The sequence below is a fragment of the Pseudomonas sp. GW823-FHT03E05 genome (genome assembly GCF_058796855.1).
In genome coordinates, this window is the sequence record NZ_JBXAJB010000001.1 from 1,037,375 (window position 1) to 1,056,394 (window position 19,020).

At 64.8% G+C, this 19,020-nt stretch carries 12 protein-coding genes; 10 read left to right on the forward strand and 2 right to left on the reverse strand.

Annotation, left to right across the window (positions count from 1 at the left end):
- A partial coding sequence (locus tag AC1RCO_RS04670) for a hypothetical protein (RefSeq protein WP_492617441.1) occupies positions 1-442 on the reverse strand: 442 nt, incomplete at its 3' end.
- Positions 443-1,246, reverse strand: coding sequence for a helix-turn-helix transcriptional regulator (locus tag AC1RCO_RS04675; protein ID WP_015635760.1), 804 nt, complete (start codon positions 1,244-1,246; stop codon positions 443-445).
- A 204-nt stretch (positions 1,247-1,450) separates the two neighbouring features.
- Here AC1RCO_RS04675 and AC1RCO_RS04680 point away from each other — a divergent pair, with 204 nt between their 5' ends.
- The 10 genes from AC1RCO_RS04680 (at position 1,451) to AC1RCO_RS04725 (ending at position 18,928) form a co-directional block, all read left to right on the forward strand.
- Entirely contained in the window at positions 1,451-2,815 is a 1,365-nt protein-coding gene (locus AC1RCO_RS04680; RefSeq protein ID WP_019095316.1) for an APC family permease, read from the forward strand.
- A gap of 9 nt (positions 2,816-2,824) precedes the next feature.
- Positions 2,825-3,925 carry a DmpA family aminopeptidase gene (locus AC1RCO_RS04685; protein ID WP_123473442.1) on the forward strand — a complete coding sequence of 367 codons (1,101 nt, stop codon included), beginning with the start codon at positions 2,825-2,827 and terminating at the stop codon, positions 3,923-3,925.
- Positions 3,926-4,224: 299 nt separating this feature from the next.
- Positions 4,225-5,673: a serralysin family metalloprotease gene (locus AC1RCO_RS04690; protein ID WP_011061494.1), complete on the forward strand. Its 1,449-nt coding sequence runs from the start codon at positions 4,225-4,227 to the stop codon at positions 5,671-5,673.
- A 93-nt stretch (positions 5,674-5,766) separates the two neighbouring features.
- Positions 5,767-6,153: an AprI/Inh family metalloprotease inhibitor gene (locus AC1RCO_RS04695; protein WP_492617442.1), complete on the forward strand. Its 387-nt coding sequence runs from the start codon at positions 5,767-5,769 to the stop codon at positions 6,151-6,153.
- A gap of 209 nt (positions 6,154-6,362) precedes the next feature.
- Entirely contained in the window at positions 6,363-8,144 is a 1,782-nt protein-coding gene (locus AC1RCO_RS04700; RefSeq protein ID WP_011061492.1) for a type I secretion system permease/ATPase, read from the forward strand.
- 14 nt (positions 8,145-8,158) lie between these two features.
- On the forward strand, positions 8,159-9,475 hold the full coding sequence (locus tag AC1RCO_RS04705; RefSeq protein ID WP_370059505.1) for an HlyD family type I secretion periplasmic adaptor subunit: 1,317 nt from the start codon (positions 8,159-8,161) through the stop codon (positions 9,473-9,475).
- Between the two features lie 14 nt (positions 9,476-9,489).
- Positions 9,490-10,839, forward strand: a complete 1,350-nt coding sequence (locus AC1RCO_RS04710; protein WP_492617443.1) for a TolC family outer membrane protein — start codon at positions 9,490-9,492, stop codon at positions 10,837-10,839.
- A gap of 49 nt (positions 10,840-10,888) precedes the next feature.
- The gene (gene pueB, locus AC1RCO_RS04715) at positions 10,889-12,574 is read left to right on the forward strand and encodes a polyurethane esterase B (protein WP_015635756.1); all 1,686 of its coding nucleotides are present in this window, start codon (positions 10,889-10,891) and stop codon (positions 12,572-12,574) included.
- A gap of 193 nt (positions 12,575-12,767) precedes the next feature.
- Positions 12,768-15,746 (forward strand): autotransporter serine peptidase EprS, encoded by a 2,979-nt coding sequence (gene eprS, locus AC1RCO_RS04720; protein WP_492617444.1) that lies wholly within the window; start codon positions 12,768-12,770, stop codon positions 15,744-15,746.
- 65 nt (positions 15,747-15,811) lie between these two features.
- On the forward strand, positions 15,812-18,928 hold the full coding sequence (locus AC1RCO_RS04725) for an autotransporter domain-containing protein (RefSeq protein ID WP_404672644.1): 3,117 nt from the start codon (positions 15,812-15,814) through the stop codon (positions 18,926-18,928).
- Positions 18,929-19,020: the final 92 nt, after the last annotated feature.

Here is a 19,020-nt window from a genome sequence, read left to right on the forward strand (position 1 = left end):
CGAATAAGGCCGTAAGGCATGCGTCGCTCTTGATTGCGCCTTCGCCTGTAGGAGCCGGCTTGCCGGCGAATAAGGCCGTAAGGCATGCGCCGCTCTTGAGTGCGCCTTCGTCTGTAGGAGCCGGCTTGCCGGCGAATAAGGCCGCAAGGCATGCGCCGCTCTTGAGTGCGCCTTCGTCTGTAGGAGCCGGCTTGCCGGCGAAGAAGGCCGTAAGGCATGCGTCGCTCTTGAGTGCGCCTTCGTCTGTAGGAGCCGGCTTGCCGACGAAAAGGACCGTAAGGCATGCGTCGAACTTGAGGGCGCCTTCGCTGGCAAGCCAGCTCCTACCGATAGCAGATAGCAGATAGCAGATAGCAGATAGCAGATAGCAGATAGCAGATAGCAGATAGCAGATAGCGGATAGCAGATGACGGGCGGCAGATGGCCGCTGGCAGACCGGCAATCACGGATTTTCCAGGTCGTGCCCCAGGGATTGGATAAACAGCGAGAACAGCTCCGGCTGGCTGGAGATATCCAGCTTGGCGTAGAGGTGGCGGCGGTGGACCTTGATGGTGTCCGGCGAGATCTTCAGCCGTTCCGCCATGGCCTTTGAAGAAAATCCCCGAAGGATCAGGCGGGCTATCTCCAGCTCCCGCTCCGAAAGTACGGCGCTGCCGAAATGGCTCAGGGCGTCGCGGATCTGGCTGGCCATTTCCTGGGGCGCAGGGCCTTGGGGGCGGGCCTGGCTGTGTTGCCAGTGCTGCTCCATCAGCGGCAGTACCCAGGCTGAAAAGGTGGTGAGCAGGCCGATCTCGTCGTGGCTGAAGACGCGCTGGCTGCCTAGGGAAAGCGACAGGGTGCCAGCCTCGGGCAGTTGCAGAATCAACTGCACTTCGTCTTCCAGGACGTTGTCGTGAAAGTAGCTGAGAAAGTATTCGCTCTGGCGAAAATGGTCCGGGGCCACTTCTTCCAGGCGGTACAGGCCGCTGGGGTAGCCTTCGCGACAGGCCTGGAAGAAGGGGTCCAGCAGGTACAGGCCGTTGAGGTAGGTGAGCATGGACGCCGGCTTGCTGCTGGGTTCGGCGTCATATTCCTCCAGGGCCCGGGGCGGGCCGTCCAGCGGGTAGAAGATCGCCAGGGCGTTGTCGAACGGCGTAGCCTGGTGCAGCAGCAGGATCAGCTGTTTCCAGAAGCGTGGATTGCCGATCAATGTGAGGGTGCGGCCCAGGCCGGCATGCAGGCCCACTTCCCTGAACAGGTTACTCAAAGGCGTTGCTCCGTTGATCCGCTGAAATGTCGTGGCCCGGTTTCGTCGATTTAACCGCCGTCGTCAAGGGGAGTACTCCAATAGGGGAATTGGGTGATGGTCTGCATCTGCCTAAAGTAGCTCCCAGCAAGTGCGCCCCAGAACGCACCCGCCCGATGAATTTCGTTTCTGCCTCAGACCAACAATAAACACGAGGATAACGATATGAGCTCTCCCTCTGCGCCCGACGGTGCGCTGAAACCTACCTTGAGTGTGTTCGATGTGGTGGCCATCACCGTGTCCGGTGTGACCCCCGCCAGTTCAGTGTTCGTGATCGCCCCCTTCGCCATCCATCAGGCCGGTAGCGGGGTGTTCCTGGCCTTCGTCATGGCCGGGTTGCTGGCCCTGATGTTCGCCTTTTGCTACGCCGAGCTGGGCCGCGCCCACAACAGCGCCGGCGGCGAGTATGTATACGCCAAGCGAGTGTTCGGCGGCATGGCCGGCTATGCCACCTTCCTCACGGTGCTGGTGATGCTGCTGTTCATTCCGCCGGTGCTGGCCACTGGTGCCGCCACCTACCTGAACAACGCCCTGGGCACGAACTTCGATTCCCAGACCGTGGCCCTGGTGATCGTGGTCTGCAGTTACCTGCTGGGCATCCTCAATATAAAGCTCAATGCCTGGATCACCGGCACGTGCCTGCTGCTGGAAGTGGCGGCCTTGCTGGTGATCGTCTGGCTCGGCTTCGGCAATGCCTCGCAGCCGGTGAGCATTCTGCTGCAACCGCAGATCGTCGATCACGGCGCCTTGCAACTGGCGCCCTGGGCACTGGTGATCGGCGCGGTGGGCATCGGCCTGTTTTCCTACAACGGCTACGGCCCGGCGGTGCTGCTGGCCGAAGACATGAAATGCAAGGGCCGCGGGGTGCACAAGGCGGTGCTGTGGTCCCTGGTGCTGGTGGTGATCATCGAACTGGTGCCGCTCACCGCGCTGCTGATCGGCGCGCCGTCCTTGAGCGCGATGCTCGCCAGCCCCGACCCCATCGGTTACCTGCTCACCAGCCATGGCAACGAGACCCTGGCCCGGGTGGTCAGCGGCGGGATTTTCCTTTCGGTGTTCAATGCCATTGTCGCCATCGTCATCCAGATCGGTCGGGTGGTGTTCAGCAGTGGCCGCGATGCACTGTGGACGCCCACTGTCAATCGCCTGTTCACCCGCATTCACCCGCGCTGGGATTCACCCTGGCTGGCGACCCTGTTCCTGGCCATTCCCTCGGCGGTGCTGAGCTTCAGCTCGAACCTGGCGGACCTGACGTCCTTCAGCGTGCTGCTGATCATGCTGGTGTACCTGATCGTCGCCCTCAGCGCGCTGATGAGCCGGGTACTGCTGCGCGACCGCGAGCATCCCTACCGCATGCCGCTGTGGCCGCTGCCGGCCTTGCTGGCGGTGCTCGGCGCGGGTTACCTGCTGGTCAATCTGTTCCTCGAAGCGTCCCTGCGGGACATCATGGTCATCATCGGGCTGCTGGCGCTGTCGGTGATCCTCTATGGCACCAACGGCCGGTACAGCCCGGCGTTTCAGAAACTGTAAGGAGTGGTTATGCGAGCACGTCAATTGGGCATCCGCCTGGGCCTGGGGACGCCAGGCCCGTTCAATGCGATCACCGATGTTCCCGGGGTGCGGGTCGGCCACAGCACCTTGAATGCCAGCGTGGACGGCAAGCAGGTGCGCACTGGGGTTACCCTGGTCCAGCCCCGGGCCGGGCACGCCCGCCAGCAGCCGTGCTTTGCCGGTTGCCATGTGCTCAACGGCAATGGCGATGCCACGGGCCTGGAGTGGATTCGCGAGGCCGGCACCCTGACCACGCCGCTGGCGATCACCAACACCCACAGTGTGGGCGTGGTGCGCGATGCCTTGATCGCCCTGGAGCGCGAGGCATTGCAAGACCCGGCGGTGTACTGGTGCATGCCAGTGGTGATGGAAACCTACGACGGCCTGTTGAATGACATCTGGGGCCAGCATGTGGGTGTGCAGCAGGTGCGCGAAGCCATGGCCTGCGCCGAGTCCGGGCCGGTGACCGAGGGCGCGGTCGGCGGCGGCACCGGGATGATCTGCCATGAGTTCAAGGGCGGCATCGGTACGGCGTCGCGGCGGCTGACGGCCGAGCAGGGCGGCTACACCGTCGGCGCCCTGGTCCAGGCCAACCACGGCAAGCGCGAGGAACTGCGGGTCGATGGCTATCCAGTGGGGCGCCGGCTGGGGCATATCCCTTCGCCGTTTGCCGAGCGCGGGACCCCGGGCATGGGCTCGATCGTGGTGATACTGGCCACCGATGCGCCGCTGTTGCCGCACCAGTGCCAGCGCCTGGCCCAGCGCGCATCCATCGGCATCGCCCGCACCGGCGGAGGCACCGAGGATTCCAGCGGCGATATCTTCCTGGCCTTTGCCACGGGAAACCGGGACTTGCCGACGGCGGACTACGGGCGCAAGGGCCTGGGTTTCAGCACACCGCTGGCGATGCTCAACAACGATCACATCTCGCCCTTGTTCAGCGCAGCCGCCGAAGCGGTGGAGGAAGCCATCATCAACGCCCTGCTGGCGGGGGTGCCCATGACCAGCGCCGACGGCGTGCAAGTGCCGGCCCTGAGTGCGCAAGTGTTGCTGGAAACATTGGAACTAACTGGTTGGAACAGAAGTTAACGGACTAAGAAGTGCGACGCGGTCGACATAACTGTTTATATGGATATTTAATAATTAAATTGTAGATTGTCGGACAATGACTGCCGTTAATCAGTTGGAAAAGAATCTTTCGACTGTACAGTCATTGTTTGCTGGAGTTCGCTGGAACAGTGAGATTTGACGTCAAAAAAGTAGTGGACGCCTGATTTCAAATTGTGTCAGTTTTCTTGCGCCTGCTTAGGGCGAGTGATAGGACGATCTCGCCAGGGATTGTCGCTATCTGACAAAAACTGTTCCATTGATTACAAGGAAGTGTGTTTATGTCGAAAGTAACAGAGAACGCTATTGCATCTGCCGAACAACAACTGGTGCCTTTGGCCGCAGCAAGTTCGGCGTATAACCAGATCAATAGCTTCAGCCACCAATACGATCGTGGCGGCAATCTCACGGTCAATGGCAAACCTTCGTTCTCGGTCGATCAGGCCGCCACGCAACTGCTGCGTGACGGCGCTGCCTATAAGGACCTGAACGGTAACGGCAAGATCGATCTGACCTATACCTTCCTGACCTCGGCTTCCTCGAGCACCATGTACAAGCATGGCATCTCCGGGTTCAGCCAGTTCAGCGCCCAGCAGAAGGCCCAGGCAGTCCTGGCCATGCAGTCCTGGGCTGACGTGGCCAACGTCGTGTTTACCGAGAAAGCCTCGGGTGGCGACGCCCACATGACCTTCGGCAACTACAGCGGTGGCCAGGATGGCGCGGCGGCATTTGCCTACCTGCCAGGTACCGGCGCCGGCTACGACGGCACCTCATGGTACCTGATCAACAGCAGCTACACCCAGAACAAGAACCCCGACCTGAACAACTATGGCCGTCAGACCCTGACCCATGAGATCGGTCACACCCTGGGCCTGGCTCACCCTGGCGACTACAACGCCGGCGAAGGCAACCCCAGCTACAAGGACGCCAGCTACGGCCAGGACACCCGTGGCTACAGCGTCATGAGCTACTGGAGTGAAAGCAATACCAGCCAGAACTTCAGTAAGGGCGGGGTCGAAGCCTATTCGTCCGGCCCGCTGATGGACGATATCGCGGCTATCCAGAAACTCTACGGTGCCAACTACAGCACCCGTGCCGGCGATACCACCTACGGCTTCAACTCCAACACCGGGCGTGATTTCTACAGCGCCAGCTCGTCTTCCGACAAGCTGGTGTTCTCGGTGTGGGACGGTGGCGGCAACGATACCCTGGATTTCTCCGGTTTCACCCAGAACCAGAAGATCAACCTCAATGAAGCCTCGTTCTCCGACGTTGGCGGCATGGTGGGTAACGTTTCCATCGCTCAGGGCGTGACCGTGGAGAACGCCATCGGCGGTTCGGGCAACGACCTGTTGATCGGCAACAACGCCGCCAACGTGCTCAAGGGTGGTGCCGGCAACGACATCATCTACGGCGCCGGCGGTGCAGATCAGCTGTGGGGCGGCTCGGGCTCGGACACCTTCGTGTTCGCCGCCAGCACCGACTCCAAGCCGGGTGCGGCCGACCAGATCATGGATTTTGTCAGCGGCCTGGACAAGATCGATCTGACCGGGATCACCAAGGGCGCCGGCCTGCACTTCGTCAACGCCTTCACCGGCGCGGCGGGTGACGCGATCCTCACCACCTCCGGGGGCGTGAGCACCTTGTCCGTGGACTTCTCCGGGCATGGCGTGGCGGACTTCCTGGTCAGCACCGTGGGCCAGGCAGCGGTCAGCGACATCGTCGCCTGAGTGAAATGAGCACAGGGCCGCGCAGTCGAGCGGCTCTGCGTTCTTGCTTTGGGCCCTGGCCTGAGCGAGTCTACCGGGCGAACGGAGCACCCTATGACCCTGCATATTTCCTGTTGCCGGGCGGCCCGATGGCTGCTGGCGACACTGATGATCTTTTATGGAGCAATCACCATGGCAAGCAGCCTGCGCTTGGCGGACCCCTCGGAACTGGTTGGACACTGGCAGCTGCGACAGGCAGCCGCACCCGCTGAAGGTTGCACCCTGGACCTGTTGCACAACGCCGCCCTGGGCGACGGCGCCGACTGCCTGTCGAAATGGCTCGGGGAAGCCGCGGTGGGCTGGTTCCCGGAGCCCGATGGCATTGCCATTACCGGCCGCGAAGGCTCGAAAATCATTTTCTTCAGTCGCCAGAAAGAGGGCCTCTACGAAGCCCGCCTGAAAGCCGACGGTCTGATTGTGTTACAACGCGCCGCTAATTAAGCGATGAGTGTGTTCGTCTAATAAACGACTGCCATTATATCGCCACTCTCTTGGCCGGCAGGAACATGTTCGGGCTGCTGTTGGATACAGCTGTCCGAATTATTCGTGTCCGCAGGATTCAGCAACTAAGTAGTGCGGGTTGTTAGTTGTAGGCTACATTGGTTCCACGCTAGCGGGCGCGGATTAACAGCTCAGGGAAAATGTTAGAAATGGTGAAGAACAATCATCCTGCACCACTGTTCAAGGCACTGGGCGAATATAAGGGCATCCTCATCAGTGTCGGTTGTTTCACTGCGTTGATTAACGTGCTGATGCTGGTGCCTTCCATCTATATGTTGCAGGTCTACGACCGGGTACTGTCGTCGCAGAATGAAACCACCCTGGTGATGCTGTCATTGATGGTGGTGGGCTTCTTCGTCTTTATCGGTCTTCTGGAAGTGCTGCGCAGCTTTATCGTGATCCGCATCGGCAGCCAGCTGGAGCGCCGCTTCAACCTGCGGGTCTACCAGGCCGCGTTCGAGCGCAACCTGTCCCGGGGCGAGGGCCATGCGGGGCAGTCCCTGGGGGATTTGACCCATATTCGCCAGTTCCTCACCGGGCCGGCACTGTTCGCCTTCTTCGATGCACCCTGGTTCCCCATCTACCTGCTGGTGATCTACGCCTTCAACGTCTGGCTCGGAGTGTTCGCCACTGTAGGCGCGTTGTTGCTGATTGCCCTGGCGTACCTCAACGAAGCGATGACCAAGAAGGACCTGGCCGAGGCCAGCGGTTTTTCGCAGCGTTCCACCCAGCTGGCCACCAGCCACCTGCACAACGCCGAAACCATCCAGGCCATGGGCATGCTCGGCGCCTTGCGCAAACGCTGGTTCGCCGTGCACTCGCGCTTCCTCGGCCTGCAGAACCAGGCCAGCGATACCGGCTCGGTGATCAGCTCCCTGAGCAAGACCTTGCGCCTGTGCCTGCAATCCCTGGTGCTGGGCCTGGGTGCCTTGCTGGTGATCAAGGGCGACATGACCGCCGGGATGATGATTGCCGGTTCGATCCTCATGGGCCGGGTGCTGAGCCCCATCGACCAGTTGATCGCGGTGTGGAAACAATGGAGTTCGGCCAAGCTGGCCTACGGCCGCCTGGATGCGCTGCTGCGCGAGTTCCCGCCCAGCGATACGGCGATGTCCTTGCCGGCGCCCAAGGGTCAGGTGAGCTTCGAGCAGGTCAGCGCCGGCCCACCCGGACGGCGGATGGCGACCCTGCAACAGGTGAACTTCAGCATCAATGCCGGCGAAGTGCTTGGCGTGCTGGGGGCTTCCGGTTCCGGCAAGTCGACCCTGGCCCGGGTACTGGTGGGCGTATGGCCGACCCTGGGCGGCACCGTGCGCCTGGACGGGGCCGATATCCATCGCTGGAACCGTGACGAACTGGGGCCCTACATCGGCTATCTGCCCCAGGATATCGAGCTGTTTACCGGCAGCATCGCCGAGAACATCGCACGCTTTCGCCAGGCCGACCCGGAGCAGGTGGTCCAGGCCGCGCAGATGGCCGGGGTGCATGAGCTGATCCTGCGCCTGCCCCAGGGCTACGACACCGTGCTCGGCGATGACGGCAGCGGCCTGTCCGGTGGCCAGAAGCAGCGGGTGGCCCTGGCCCGGGCGCTGTATGGCAGCCCGAGCCTGGTGGTGCTGGACGAACCCAATTCCAACCTCGATACCGTGGGCGAAAGTGCCCTGGCGGCGGCCATTGCCCAGCTCAAGGCCCGGGGCACCAGCGTGGTGCTGGTGACCCACCGTTCCTCGGTGCTGGCCCTGGCCGACAAACTGCTGGTACTCAACGAAGGCCGCTTGCAGGCCTTCGGCCCGAGCCAGGAAGTGCTCAAGGCCCTGGCCGGCGGCCAGCAAGCCCAGGCCCAGGAGGCGCCCAAGCCCGTTGCAGCGGCACCCGGCGGCCTCAGCATGAGCCGGCAATACCAGGCTCCGACACGGAATTCAGGCGCATGAGCAAGGACAGCAACATGATGATCGAAGAGGGTTACGCGCCGGAACGGGTCGAGCGTGACGCGGGCTTTTTCGCCCGCATGGGCTGGATCCTGGCCCTGGTGGGGGCGGGCAGTTTCTTCGTCTGGGCGGCGCTGGCGCCCCTGGACCAGGGCATTCCGGTGCAAGGCACGGTGGTGGTGTCCGGCAAGCGCAAGGCGGTGCAGTCCATGAGCAGCGGGGTGGTCAGCCGGATCCTGGTGCGCGAGGGCGAAAGCGTGAAACAGGGCCAGCCGCTGTTCCGCCTGGACCAGACCCAGGTGGCGGCGGACGTGCAATCGCTGCAAGCCCAGTACCGCATGGCCATGGCCAGCCTGGCGCGCTGGCGCAGCGAGCGCGACAACCTCAAGCAGGTGGATTTCCCCGCGCCCCTGAGCGACAGCGACGATCCGCGCCTGGCCCTGGTGCTGGAGGGCCAGCGCCAGTTGTTCAGCAGCCGGCGCGAGGCATTCTCCCGGGAGCAGGCGGGCATCCGTGCCAATATCGAAGGCGCCACCGCGCAACTGGCCGGCATGCGCCGGGCCCGCACCGACCTCGGTAGCCAGGCCGAATCCCTGCGCCAGCAACTGAGCAACCTGCAACCTTTGGCGGACAACGGCTACATCCCGCGCAATCGCCTGCTGGAATATCAGCGCCAACTGTCCCAGGTGCAGCAGGAACTGGCGCAGAACACCGGGGAAAGCGGGCGAGTGGAGCAGGGCATCCTCGAATCCCGGCTCAAGCTGCAACAGCACAGCGAGGAATACCAGAAAGAGGTGCGCAGCCAGTTGGCCGAAGCCCAGCTCAAGACCCAGACCCTGGAGCAGCAACTGACCTCTGCCGGTTTCGATTTGCAGCACAGCGAGATCATCGCCACCGCCGACGGCATCGCGGTCAATCTCGGGGTGCACACCGAGGGCGCGGTGGTGCGACAGGGCGAGACCCTGCTGGAAATCGTGCCCCAGGGCACTCACCTGGAGGTGGAAGGGCGGCTGCCGGTGAACCTGGTGGACAAGGTCGGCACCCACTTGCCGGTGGACATCCTGTTCACCGCCTTCAACCAGAGCCGCACGCCACGGGTGCCGGGCGAAGTCAGCCTGATTTCCGCCGACCAGATGCTCGACGAGAAAACCGGCATGCCCTACTACGTGCTGCGCAGCAGTGTCAGCGACCAGGCCATGGAGAAGCTCAACGGCCTGGTGATCAAGCCCGGCATGCCGGCGGAAATGTTCGTGCGCACTGGCGAGCGTTCCCTGCTCAATTACCTGTTCAAGCCACTGCTCGACCGGGCAGGTTCTGCACTGACCGAAGAATAAGGATGTCGCGTCGTATGAGTAAGCTTTCCATTCTCGCGGCGGCTCTGGCGCTGTTGGCCTGCCAGACGGCCCAGGCGGTGGGCCCGTTCCAGATCTACGAACAGGCCCTGCGCAACGACCCGGTGTTCCTCGGCGCCATCAAGGAACGCGACGCCGGCCTTGAAAACCGCGCCATCGGCCGTGCCGGGCTGCTGCCCAAGGTCGGCTACAGCTACAACAAGGGCCATAACAATTCCAAGGTCAGCTACCTGGATACGGTGCGCGGCACCATTACCGAAAAACGCAACTACGACAGCTACGGTTCGTCCCTGACCCTGCAGCAGCCGCTGATCGACTACGAGGCCTACGCCAATTACCGCAAGGGCGTGGCCCAGGCGCTGTTTGCCGACGAGAACTTTCGCGGCAAGAGCCAGGAGTTGCTGGTGCGGGTGCTGAGCTACTACACCAAGGCGCTGTTCGCCCAGGACCAGATCGACATCGCCCTGGCCAAGAAAAAGGCCTTCGAGCAGCAGTTCCAGCAGAACCGGCACATGTTCCAGCAGGGCGAGGGCACCCGCACCGACATCCTCGAAGCCGAGTCGCGCTACGAATTGGCCACCGCCGAAGAGATCGAAGCCCGGGACGAGCAGGACGCGGCCTTGCGCGAGCTGGCGGCCCTGACCGGCGAGCCGAACCTCGATGTGCGGGATCTGGACCCCTTGCAGGAAGGCTTCCAGTCCTTCTCCCTGACTCCGGCCAACTACGACACCTGGCACGAGATGGCCCTGAGCAACAACCCGGTGCTGGCTTCCCAGCGCCAGCGGGTCGAGGTCGCGCGCTACGAGGTGGAGCGCAACCGCGCCGGGCACCTGCCCAAGCTCAGCGCCTACGCCACCCTGCGCCAGAACGAATCGGAAAGCGGCAACACCTACAACCAGCGCTACGACACCAACACCATCGGTATCGAAGTCAGCGTGCCGTTGTATGCCGGGGGCGGGGTCTCGGCCTCGACCCGCCAGGCCAGCCGCTCCATGGAACAGGCCGAGTACGAACTGGACGGCAAGACCCGGGAAACCCTGATTGAACTCCGCCGCCAATTCAGTGCCTGTCTATCGGGGGTGAGCAAGTTGCGGGCCTACCAGAAAGCCCTGACTTCGGCCGAGGCCCTGGTGGTCTCGACCAAGCAGAGCATCCTGGGGGGCGAACGGGTCAACCTCGATGCACTGAACGCCGAACAGCAGCTCTACACCACCCGCCGCGACCTGGCCCAGGCGCGCTATGACTACTTGATGGCCTGGACCAAGCTGCACTACTACGCAGGCACTCTGCGGGAAGAGGATCTGGCCAGGGTCGACGAGGCTTTCGGCCAGCGCGCGCAGCCTTAGGAGGCCTTGCCGACCGCAGGCTCAGGGACAATAAAAAAGAGGAATGAGCATGAGTATCTTCGATTACAAGACCGCCCTTGGCGGTGACGGCAAGGCCCTCTACAGCGAGGCCATCACTCTGGCGCTGTACGCCTCCACACCCACCGGCGAGGCGCTGCCGGGCACCGCCTGGCGCCCCATCAGCGCCAGCCAGCTGGGCTACCAGGGCAACGTCAGCGCCCAGGGCACGATTTCCGGCGAGCAGGCGATTGTCAGCGACGCCCAGGTCGAGGTGCTGGGCAAATACGACGCGGCCGGGCAGTTGCTGTCCATCGGCATCAGCTTTCGCGGCACCGACAGCCTCAAGGACGGTATCAACGACCTGCAGGCGGCCTTCGTGTCGGGCTTTGCCGACAACTACAGCCGCCTGGCCTTTGACAACCTGCTGGGCAAGGTCGCGGCCTTTGCTGCGGCCCAGGGCTTGAGCGGCAGCGATGTGCTGGTCACCGGCCACAGCCTGGGCGGCCTTGGGGTCAACAGCCTGGCGGCCATGAGCAGCGATCACTGGGGCGGCTTCTACCAGGACGCCAGCTACGTGGCCTTCGCCTCGCCGACTCAGAGCGCCAACAGCTCGCAGGTGCTGAACATCGGTTATGAAAACGACCCGGTGTTCCGCGCCCTGGACGGCACTCATTTCAACGCCTCGTCCCTGGGCACCCACGACAAGCCCCAGGAATCGGCGACCAACAACATCGTCAGCTTCACCGATCACTATTCATCATTCCTGGGCAAGTTGATTCCCCAGAGCATCCTCAATCCGCAGTCCTGGTCGGCCCATAGTGCGGTGGACTACGCCGGCGGCCTCAACCGCCTGATCAACTCGGATTTCTATGACCTGACCAGCCGCGACTCCACCGTGGTTATTTCCAACCTGTCCGAGGGCAAGCGCGATCAGGTCTGGGTCAAGGACCTCAACCTGTACGCGGAAAAACACACCGGTAGCACCTTCATCATCGGCACCCAGAGCAACGACCTGCTGCACGGCGGCAAGGGCAACGACTACCTGGATGGCGGGGCCGGCGATGATCGCTTCCGCGATGACGGCGGCTACAACATCATCCATGGCGGGCAGGGCCATAACGTGCTGGAACTGCAACAGCCGCTGAAGAACTTTTCCATCGCCAATGACGGCGACGGCACCCTGTATATCCGTGATGCCTACGGCGGCATCAGCATGACCCGGGACGTCGGCGCCCTGGTCAGCCACGAGACCGGAAGCTGGTGGCAACTGTTCGGCAAGGACGTGAGCCACAGCGTCACCGCCGACGGCTTGCAGAACGGCAACCAGTGGACCGCCTACAACCATTCCCTCAACGGCGATGCCTACGGCAATGCGCTGGTAGCCAGCGTCGATGGCGACTGGCTGTTCGGCCATGGCGGCGATGACCTGCTGAGCAGCGACAAGGCCAACGTGACCTTCGTCGGCGGCACCGGCAACGACGTCATGCACTCCAGCGGTGGCGGGGGCAATACCTTCCTGTTCAGCGGCAACTTCGGCTTCGACCTGATCCACGGCTACCAGAACACCGACAAGCTGGTGTTCATGGGCGTGCCCGGGGTCGACGCCCATTACGACTACAGCCAGCATTTGTCGCAGAACGGCAACGACACCCTGCTCAGTGTCGGCGAGTTCTCGGTGACCCTGGTGGGGGTCGGCATGGACAGCCTTTCGGGCTCGGGCCTGGTCTTCGCCTGACCCTCACCGATATCCAGCGCTAGAGGCCCCGCAGCCGCCTGAAAAGGGCTGCGGCGGCGACAGCTTTGCCCGCAGCAGGCGCCCCTGGGCGTGGGGCGCGAACCCTCAAGGAGCCAGTCCCATGAAGTAAGCCGTGGTTGCTGATCGGTTACGGAAAGTCGATCCCAGAACAACAACAAGAGAAGTCATCAACATGGATGTGAATGTTCATCAGCTCAATGTGCTGGCGGCCGGGGTGTTCCTGGCGTTTGCCGCGAACTTGCCGGGTGGGGCCCAGGCGGCCTACCAGGAAACCGGTCGCCCCGGTGATGCCGCCAGCTGGCGCTCCGCCGAATACCTGCAGGACTGGGGCCTGGACCGGATGCAGGCGAACCAGGCCTACGCCGCCGGCCTTACCGGTAGCGGGGTCAAGATCGGTGCCCTGGATTCGGGCTTCGATGTGGCCCATGCCGAAGCCTCGTCCCTGCGCTTTCACCCGGTGATCGCCAGCGGCAACTACCAGGACGGTAGCGGGTTCCAGGTGTCCGGGGTGCTCAACGCCAACAACGACACCCACGGCACTCACGTCACCGGCACCATGGGCGCCGCCCGCGACGGCAACGGCATGCACGGGGTGGCCTTCAATGCCCAGGTCTACGTCGGCAACACCAACGGCAACGACAGCATGCTCTTCGGCCCGGGCCCCGACCCGCGCTATTTCCAGGCGGTGTACGGTGCCCTGGCCGACGCCGGGGTGCGGGTCATCAACAACAGCTGGGGCAGCCAGCCCAAGGACGTCAGCTACCAGACCCTCCAGGGCCTGCACGCCGCCTATGCCCAGCACTTCGGCCAGGACACCTGGCTCGACGCGGCGGCGCAGGTCTCGCGCCAGGGGGTGATCAACGTCTTCAGCGCCGGCAACAGCGGCTATGCCAATGCCAGCGTGCGATCGGCACTGCCGTATTTTCAGCCGGAGCTGGAAGGGCACTGGCTGGCGGTCTCGGGCCTGGACAAGAACAACCAGCAGAAATACAACCAGTGCGGGATCGCCAAGTACTGGTGCCTGGCCACGCCCGGCGCGGCCATCACCAGCACTGTGCCCGGGGGCGGCTACGCCACCTACAACGGCACTTCGATGGCCGCGCCCCATGCCACCGGGGCCCTGGCCCTGGTGATGGAGCGCTACCCCTATCTGGACAACCAGCAGGCCCTGCAGGTGCTGCTGACCACCGCCCGCCAGCTCGATGGCTCGCTGACCCAGGCCCCTGGCAGCCTGGTGGGCTGGGGCGTGCCGGACCTGGGCCGGGCATTGCACGGGCCCGGGCAGTTGCTGGGGGAATTCAAGGTCAACCTGGAGGCCGGGCAGGGCGATGTGTGGAGCAACGGCATCTCCGACCAGGCCCTGGCCCAGCGCCAGGTGGAGGATGCCGCCGAGCGCCAGGCCTGGCAACAGACCCTCAAGGATCGTGGCTGGGAGCAGGGCCCGGGGGCCCAGGCCAGCCAGCAGGAACTGACCGACTACGCGGTCGGCATGGCCCGGGATGCGGCGACCGCGCAGCGCCTGTACCAGGGCAGCCTGGTCAAGTCCGGGGCCGGCTGGCTGTTGCTCAGCGGTGACAGTAGCTATCGCGGGCCGACCACGGTCGATGGCGGGCTGCTGGTGGTCAATGGCAGCCTGGCATCCGCGGTCACGGTCAACAGTGGCGCGAGCCTGGGTGGCAGCGGGCAGGTCGCGGCGCTGACCGCGACCCGCGGCGCGCGCGTGGCCCCGGGCAACTCCATCGGCACCCTGAATGTGGCCGGCGATGTGAGTTTCCAGCCAGGTTCGACCTACGCCGTGGAGCTGTCGCCGACCGCCAGCGACCGTATCGTCGCCGGCGGCCGGGCGCATCTGGAGGGCGCCCAGCTCAGCCTGAGCCTGGAACACAACGCCAACCTGCTCAGCGCCGGGCAGGTCCGGGGGCTGGTCGGGCGCCAGTTCGATATCTTGCAGGCCGCAGGCGGTATCGATGGCCAGTTCGCCCTGGTGCAACCCAACTACCTGTTTCTCGGCGCGGTGGTCGATTACTCCGCCAGCGGCGTGCAACTGGGCCTGGTGCGCAGCGCCGCGACCTTTGCCAGCGTGGCCGCCAGCCCCAACCAGCGCGCGGTGGCCACGGCGGTGGAGCAGTTGGGCACGGCCGACCCGGTCTACGAAAGCCTGCTGCTGTCGGCCTCGCCGGCTTCGGCTCAAGGGGCGTTGCAACAGTTGTCCGGGGAGATCTACCCGGCCCTGGAGCAGACCCTGCTCAATCAGGGCCGCGACCTGCGCGAGGCCTTTGGCCAGCGCTTGCAGCGCCCGGGGCCAAATGCCGGGGAGGGCGAGGCGAGTTTCTGGATCAAGGGCCTGGGTGGGCAGGCGCGCACTGACGGCGACTCGGGCCACAGTTCCTACCAGAGCAAGGGCGGTGGGGTGCTGCTGGGGCTGGACCGCGACCTGGACGCGGACACGCGGGTCGGCCTGGCCGCCGGCTACAGCGACACCACGCTGCGCATGGGCGGCGCCAGCCACTCCAGCGCGCAGATCGACAGCTACCACCTGGGCGCCTATGCCGGGCGCGACCTGGGCGACCTGCGCCTGAGCCTGGGGGCCAGCCACAGCTGGCATAGCGCCCAGGTGCGCCGCGACCTGCAATACGCCGAAGCCAGCGCCAAGCAGAAGGCCCGGATCGACGGTCGCAGCAGCCAGCTGTTCAGCGAGGCGGCGTATCGGTTGCAGCTACCGGCCCTGACGTTGGAGCCCTTCGCCAACCTGGCCTACCTGCACCTGCAGCGTGACGCCTTCCACGAGAAGGGCGACGCCGCGGCCCTGCGCGCCGGGGACGACAGCGCCGAGGCCCTGCTGGGCAGCCTGGGGGCCCGGGGCCTGAAGCGGCTCAGCCTGAGCCGCGGCCAGCCCCTGGAGCTGTCCAGCAGCCTGGCCTGGCAGCACCGCCTGGGGCATGACACTTCCAGCCAGCACCTGGCATTCGCCAGCGGCGGCCCGGGCTTTGCCGTGGACAGTGCAAGCGCGTCCCGGGATGCGGCGCTGCTGGGGCTTCAGGCGCGCCTTGGAGTCACCGCCCAGCTGGACCTGAGCCTGGATTACCAGGGCCGGCTGGGCAATGCCGAACAGTTCCACAACGTGGGGCTGAACCTCGACTGGCGCTTCTGAAGCGCCGGTCGCCATACCCCGGCGCAGAGCGTCGTCGCGCCGGTCGATTGCCCATACAACTAAGGATGGTCGTAGTGAAGCAGTTTCAACCTGGACAACCGCATCTTCGCAATACCCGCTCCGGATGGCCTCGCTGCCGGCAGCTACCCTGGGCGTACAGCCCGCTGGCCAGCGCCCTGGCCGGTTGCCTGGCCCTGGCCACTGGTGCCCAGGCGGCGCCCTATGTGGAAACCGGCAAGCTCGGCGACGCCGCCAGTTGGCGCAGCGCCGAATTCAAGGCCGACTGGGGCCTGGGGGCGATACATGCCGACAGTGCCTATGCCGCCGGCTACACCGGCCAGGGCATCAAGCTGGGGATCTTCGACCAGCCGGTGTATGCCCAGCACCCCGAGTTCGCCGGCAGCGACAAGGTCATCACCCTGGTGACCAGCGGCATCCGCCAGTACACCGATCCCTACATTCCGGTAAAGGCTGGAGACGCCTTCCGTTATGACGGCACGCCCTCGGTGGGCTCGGACGGCAAGCTCGGTTCCCACGGCACTCACGTGGGCGGTATCGCCGCCGGCAGCCGCGATGGCGGCGCCATGCACGGGGTGGCCTTCGACGCCCAGATCATCAGTGCCGAGAACGGCGACCCCGGCCCCGAGGACGGCATCATCCTGGGCAACGATGGGGCGGTGTACAAGGCCGGTTGGGACGGCCTGGTAGCCAGTGGCGCGCGGATCATCAACAACAGCTGGGGCATCGGCATCACCGACGCATTCGCCAAGGGCGGGCGCGATCCGGCGTTCCCGCACTTCGGCCTGAGTGACGCCCAGGCCCAGTTCAGCCAGATCCGGCCCTTGCTCGGCACCTTGCAAGGCGGTGCCTATGACGGTGCCATCAATGCGGCCCGCAGTGGCGTGCTGACCATCTTCGCCGCCGGCAACGACTACAACCTGAACAACCCGGACGCCATCGCCGGGCTGGGCTATTTCGTCCCGGAAATCGCCCCGCAGTGGCTGACAGTGGCGGCCTTGCAGCAGAACCCGGACACCAGCAGCGCCGAGCCTTACACCATCAGTACCTTTTCCTCACGCTGCGGCTACACCGCGAGCTTCTGTGTCTCGGCCCCGGGTACACGGATCTACAGCGCCGTGATCGGTGGCACCAGCCTGGAAGACATGACGGTCGGCTACGCCAACAAGAACGGCACCTCGATGGCCGCGCCCCATGCCGCCGGTGCGGCAGCGGTACTGATGGAGCGCTTTCCCTACATGGATGCGGCGCAGATCGCCGGGGTGCTGCGCACCACCGCCCGGGACATGGGCGCCCCGGGCATCGACGAGCTGTATGGCTGGGGCATGATCGACCTGCAAAAGGGCATTCGCGGCCCGGGCATGCTGGTCACCGAGCAGGACATCCCCCAGGAACTGCGGATCGATGGCGCCTATGGCTCGTCCCAGTGGGTAGCCAACCTGCCGGGGGTGGGAGCGCTGCTGGACGCCGGCAAGCCCACCCAGCGGCGCTGTACCCAGTTCAACTGCGGCTTCGACATCTGGAGCAACGACATCAGCGGCCATGGCGGCCTGACCAAGGAGGGCATCGGCACCCTGGTGCTCAGCGGCAACAACAGCTACGCCGGCCCGACCCTGGTCAACCAGGGCCGCCTGGCGGTCAACGGCAGCCTGACGTCGACGGTGACGGTGAACCAGGGCGCAACCCTCGGCGGCAATGGCCGGATCGGCGGGCTGACGGCCAACGCCGGGGCCACGGTGGCCCCGGGCAACTCCATCGGCACCCTGAACGTGGCCGGCGACGTGACCTTCCAGCCGGGCTCGACCTACGCCGTGGAGGTGTCGCCGACCGCCAGCGACCGGATCGTCAGCAGCGGCCAGGTGACCATTGCCGGGGCCAACCTGGCCATGGTCCTGGAGCCTTCGAGCACTGGCAGCGGCAGCGTGCTGGGGCGCCAGTTCGACATCCTCGATGCGGCGGGCGGGGTCCAGGGCCGTTTCGGCACGGTGTTGCCCAGCTACCTGTTTCTTGCCGGCAGCCTGGACTACTCGGCCACTGGTGTGCAGTTGGCGGTACAGCGCAGTGCACGCTCGTTCGCCAGTGTCGGCCTGACCGACAACCAGGTGTCGGTGGCGGCTGCCGCCGAGCAACTGGGGGCCGGCAGCCCGCTGTTCGAAAGCCTGCTGCTGGCGCCGACTGCCGCCAGTGCCCAGCAGGCCTTCCAGCAATTGTCCGGGGAGATCCACCCGGCGGTGGCCAGTGTCCTGATCAACCAGGGCCGTCACCTGCGCGACACCATGGGCGAGCGCCTGCGCCAGGACGCCGGGGCTGTCGGCAACGGCACCCAGAGCCTTGATGAAGGCGCCTGGTTCAAGGTCCTGGGCGCCTGGGGCAAGGCCGACGGCGGGCATTCCCAGGCCGGCTACAACACCTCCATCGGCGGCTTGCTGGCCGGAGTGGATGGTGAAGTGGGCGAGGGCCGGCGCCTGGGGCTGTTCGGTGGCTACAGCGACAGTTCCCTGAACATGGGCGACGGTACCCATTCCTCGGCCAAGGTCGACAGCTACCACCTGGGGGCCTATGTCGGCCAGCAACTGGATGCCGTGCGCCTGAGTGTGGGCGGTTCCTACAGCTGGCACCGCATCGACGTCAAGCGCGAGTTGCAGTTTGCCGGGGAATCCGAGCGGCTCAAGACCAAGCGTGACGCCCAGAGCGCCCAGCTGTTCACCGAGGCCGCCTGGAGCCTGGACCTGCAACCCCTGGCGCTTGAACCCTTCGCTAACCTGGCTTATGTCAATGTGGCCAGCGACAGCTTCAAGGAGAAGGGCGGCGACGCGGCCTTGAGGGGCGCGGCTGACCACCGCGAGGCCTGGCTCACGACCCTGGGCCTGCGCGCTGGCCAACGCCTGCAACTGAGCTCGACCCGAAGCCTGGAGCTGTCGGCTACCCTGGGTTGGCAGCACCACCTGAGCCCCACCGACGCCACGATGAACCTGGGGTTCGTCGAGGGCGGGCAGGGCTTCAAGGTGCAGAGCCTGTCCCTGGATCGCGACGCCGCGGTCATTGGCGCCCGGGCCGGCATGGCCGTGGGCCGAGGGACTCGGGTCAACCTGGATTACAACGGGTTGCTGGGGGCCCGGGACAAGAGTCACGGGGTCGGCTTGACCCTGGACTGGCAGTTCTGAAGGCCGGGTAGCCAGCAGTCCCCCGGCCCTTCACCGAGTTGCCCGAGTCCCGCCATGGGGCTTGGGCGGCATGCGTTTGCTCTGACAATTCC

Coding starts and splice junctions, on each gene's coding strand:
- AC1RCO_RS04725 (WP_404672644.1), top strand. CDS start 15,812: ATGGTCGTAGTGAAGCAGTTTCAACCTGGACAACCGCATCTTCGCAAT.
- eprS (WP_492617444.1), top strand. CDS start 12,768: ATGGATGTGAATGTTCATCAGCTCAATGTGCTGGCGGCCGGGGTGTTC.
- AC1RCO_RS04680 (WP_019095316.1), top strand. CDS start 1,451: ATGAGCTCTCCCTCTGCGCCCGACGGTGCGCTGAAACCTACCTTGAGT.
- AC1RCO_RS04700 (WP_011061492.1), top strand. CDS start 6,363: ATGGTGAAGAACAATCATCCTGCACCACTGTTCAAGGCACTGGGCGAA.
- AC1RCO_RS04685 (WP_123473442.1), top strand. CDS start 2,825: ATGCGAGCACGTCAATTGGGCATCCGCCTGGGCCTGGGGACGCCAGGC.
- AC1RCO_RS04695 (WP_492617442.1), top strand. CDS start 5,767: ATGACCCTGCATATTTCCTGTTGCCGGGCGGCCCGATGGCTGCTGGCG.
- AC1RCO_RS04690 (WP_011061494.1), top strand. CDS start 4,225: ATGTCGAAAGTAACAGAGAACGCTATTGCATCTGCCGAACAACAACTG.
- AC1RCO_RS04705 (WP_370059505.1), top strand. CDS start 8,159: ATGATGATCGAAGAGGGTTACGCGCCGGAACGGGTCGAGCGTGACGCG.
- AC1RCO_RS04710 (WP_492617443.1), top strand. CDS start 9,490: ATGAGTAAGCTTTCCATTCTCGCGGCGGCTCTGGCGCTGTTGGCCTGC.
- pueB (WP_015635756.1), top strand. CDS start 10,889: ATGAGTATCTTCGATTACAAGACCGCCCTTGGCGGTGACGGCAAGGCC.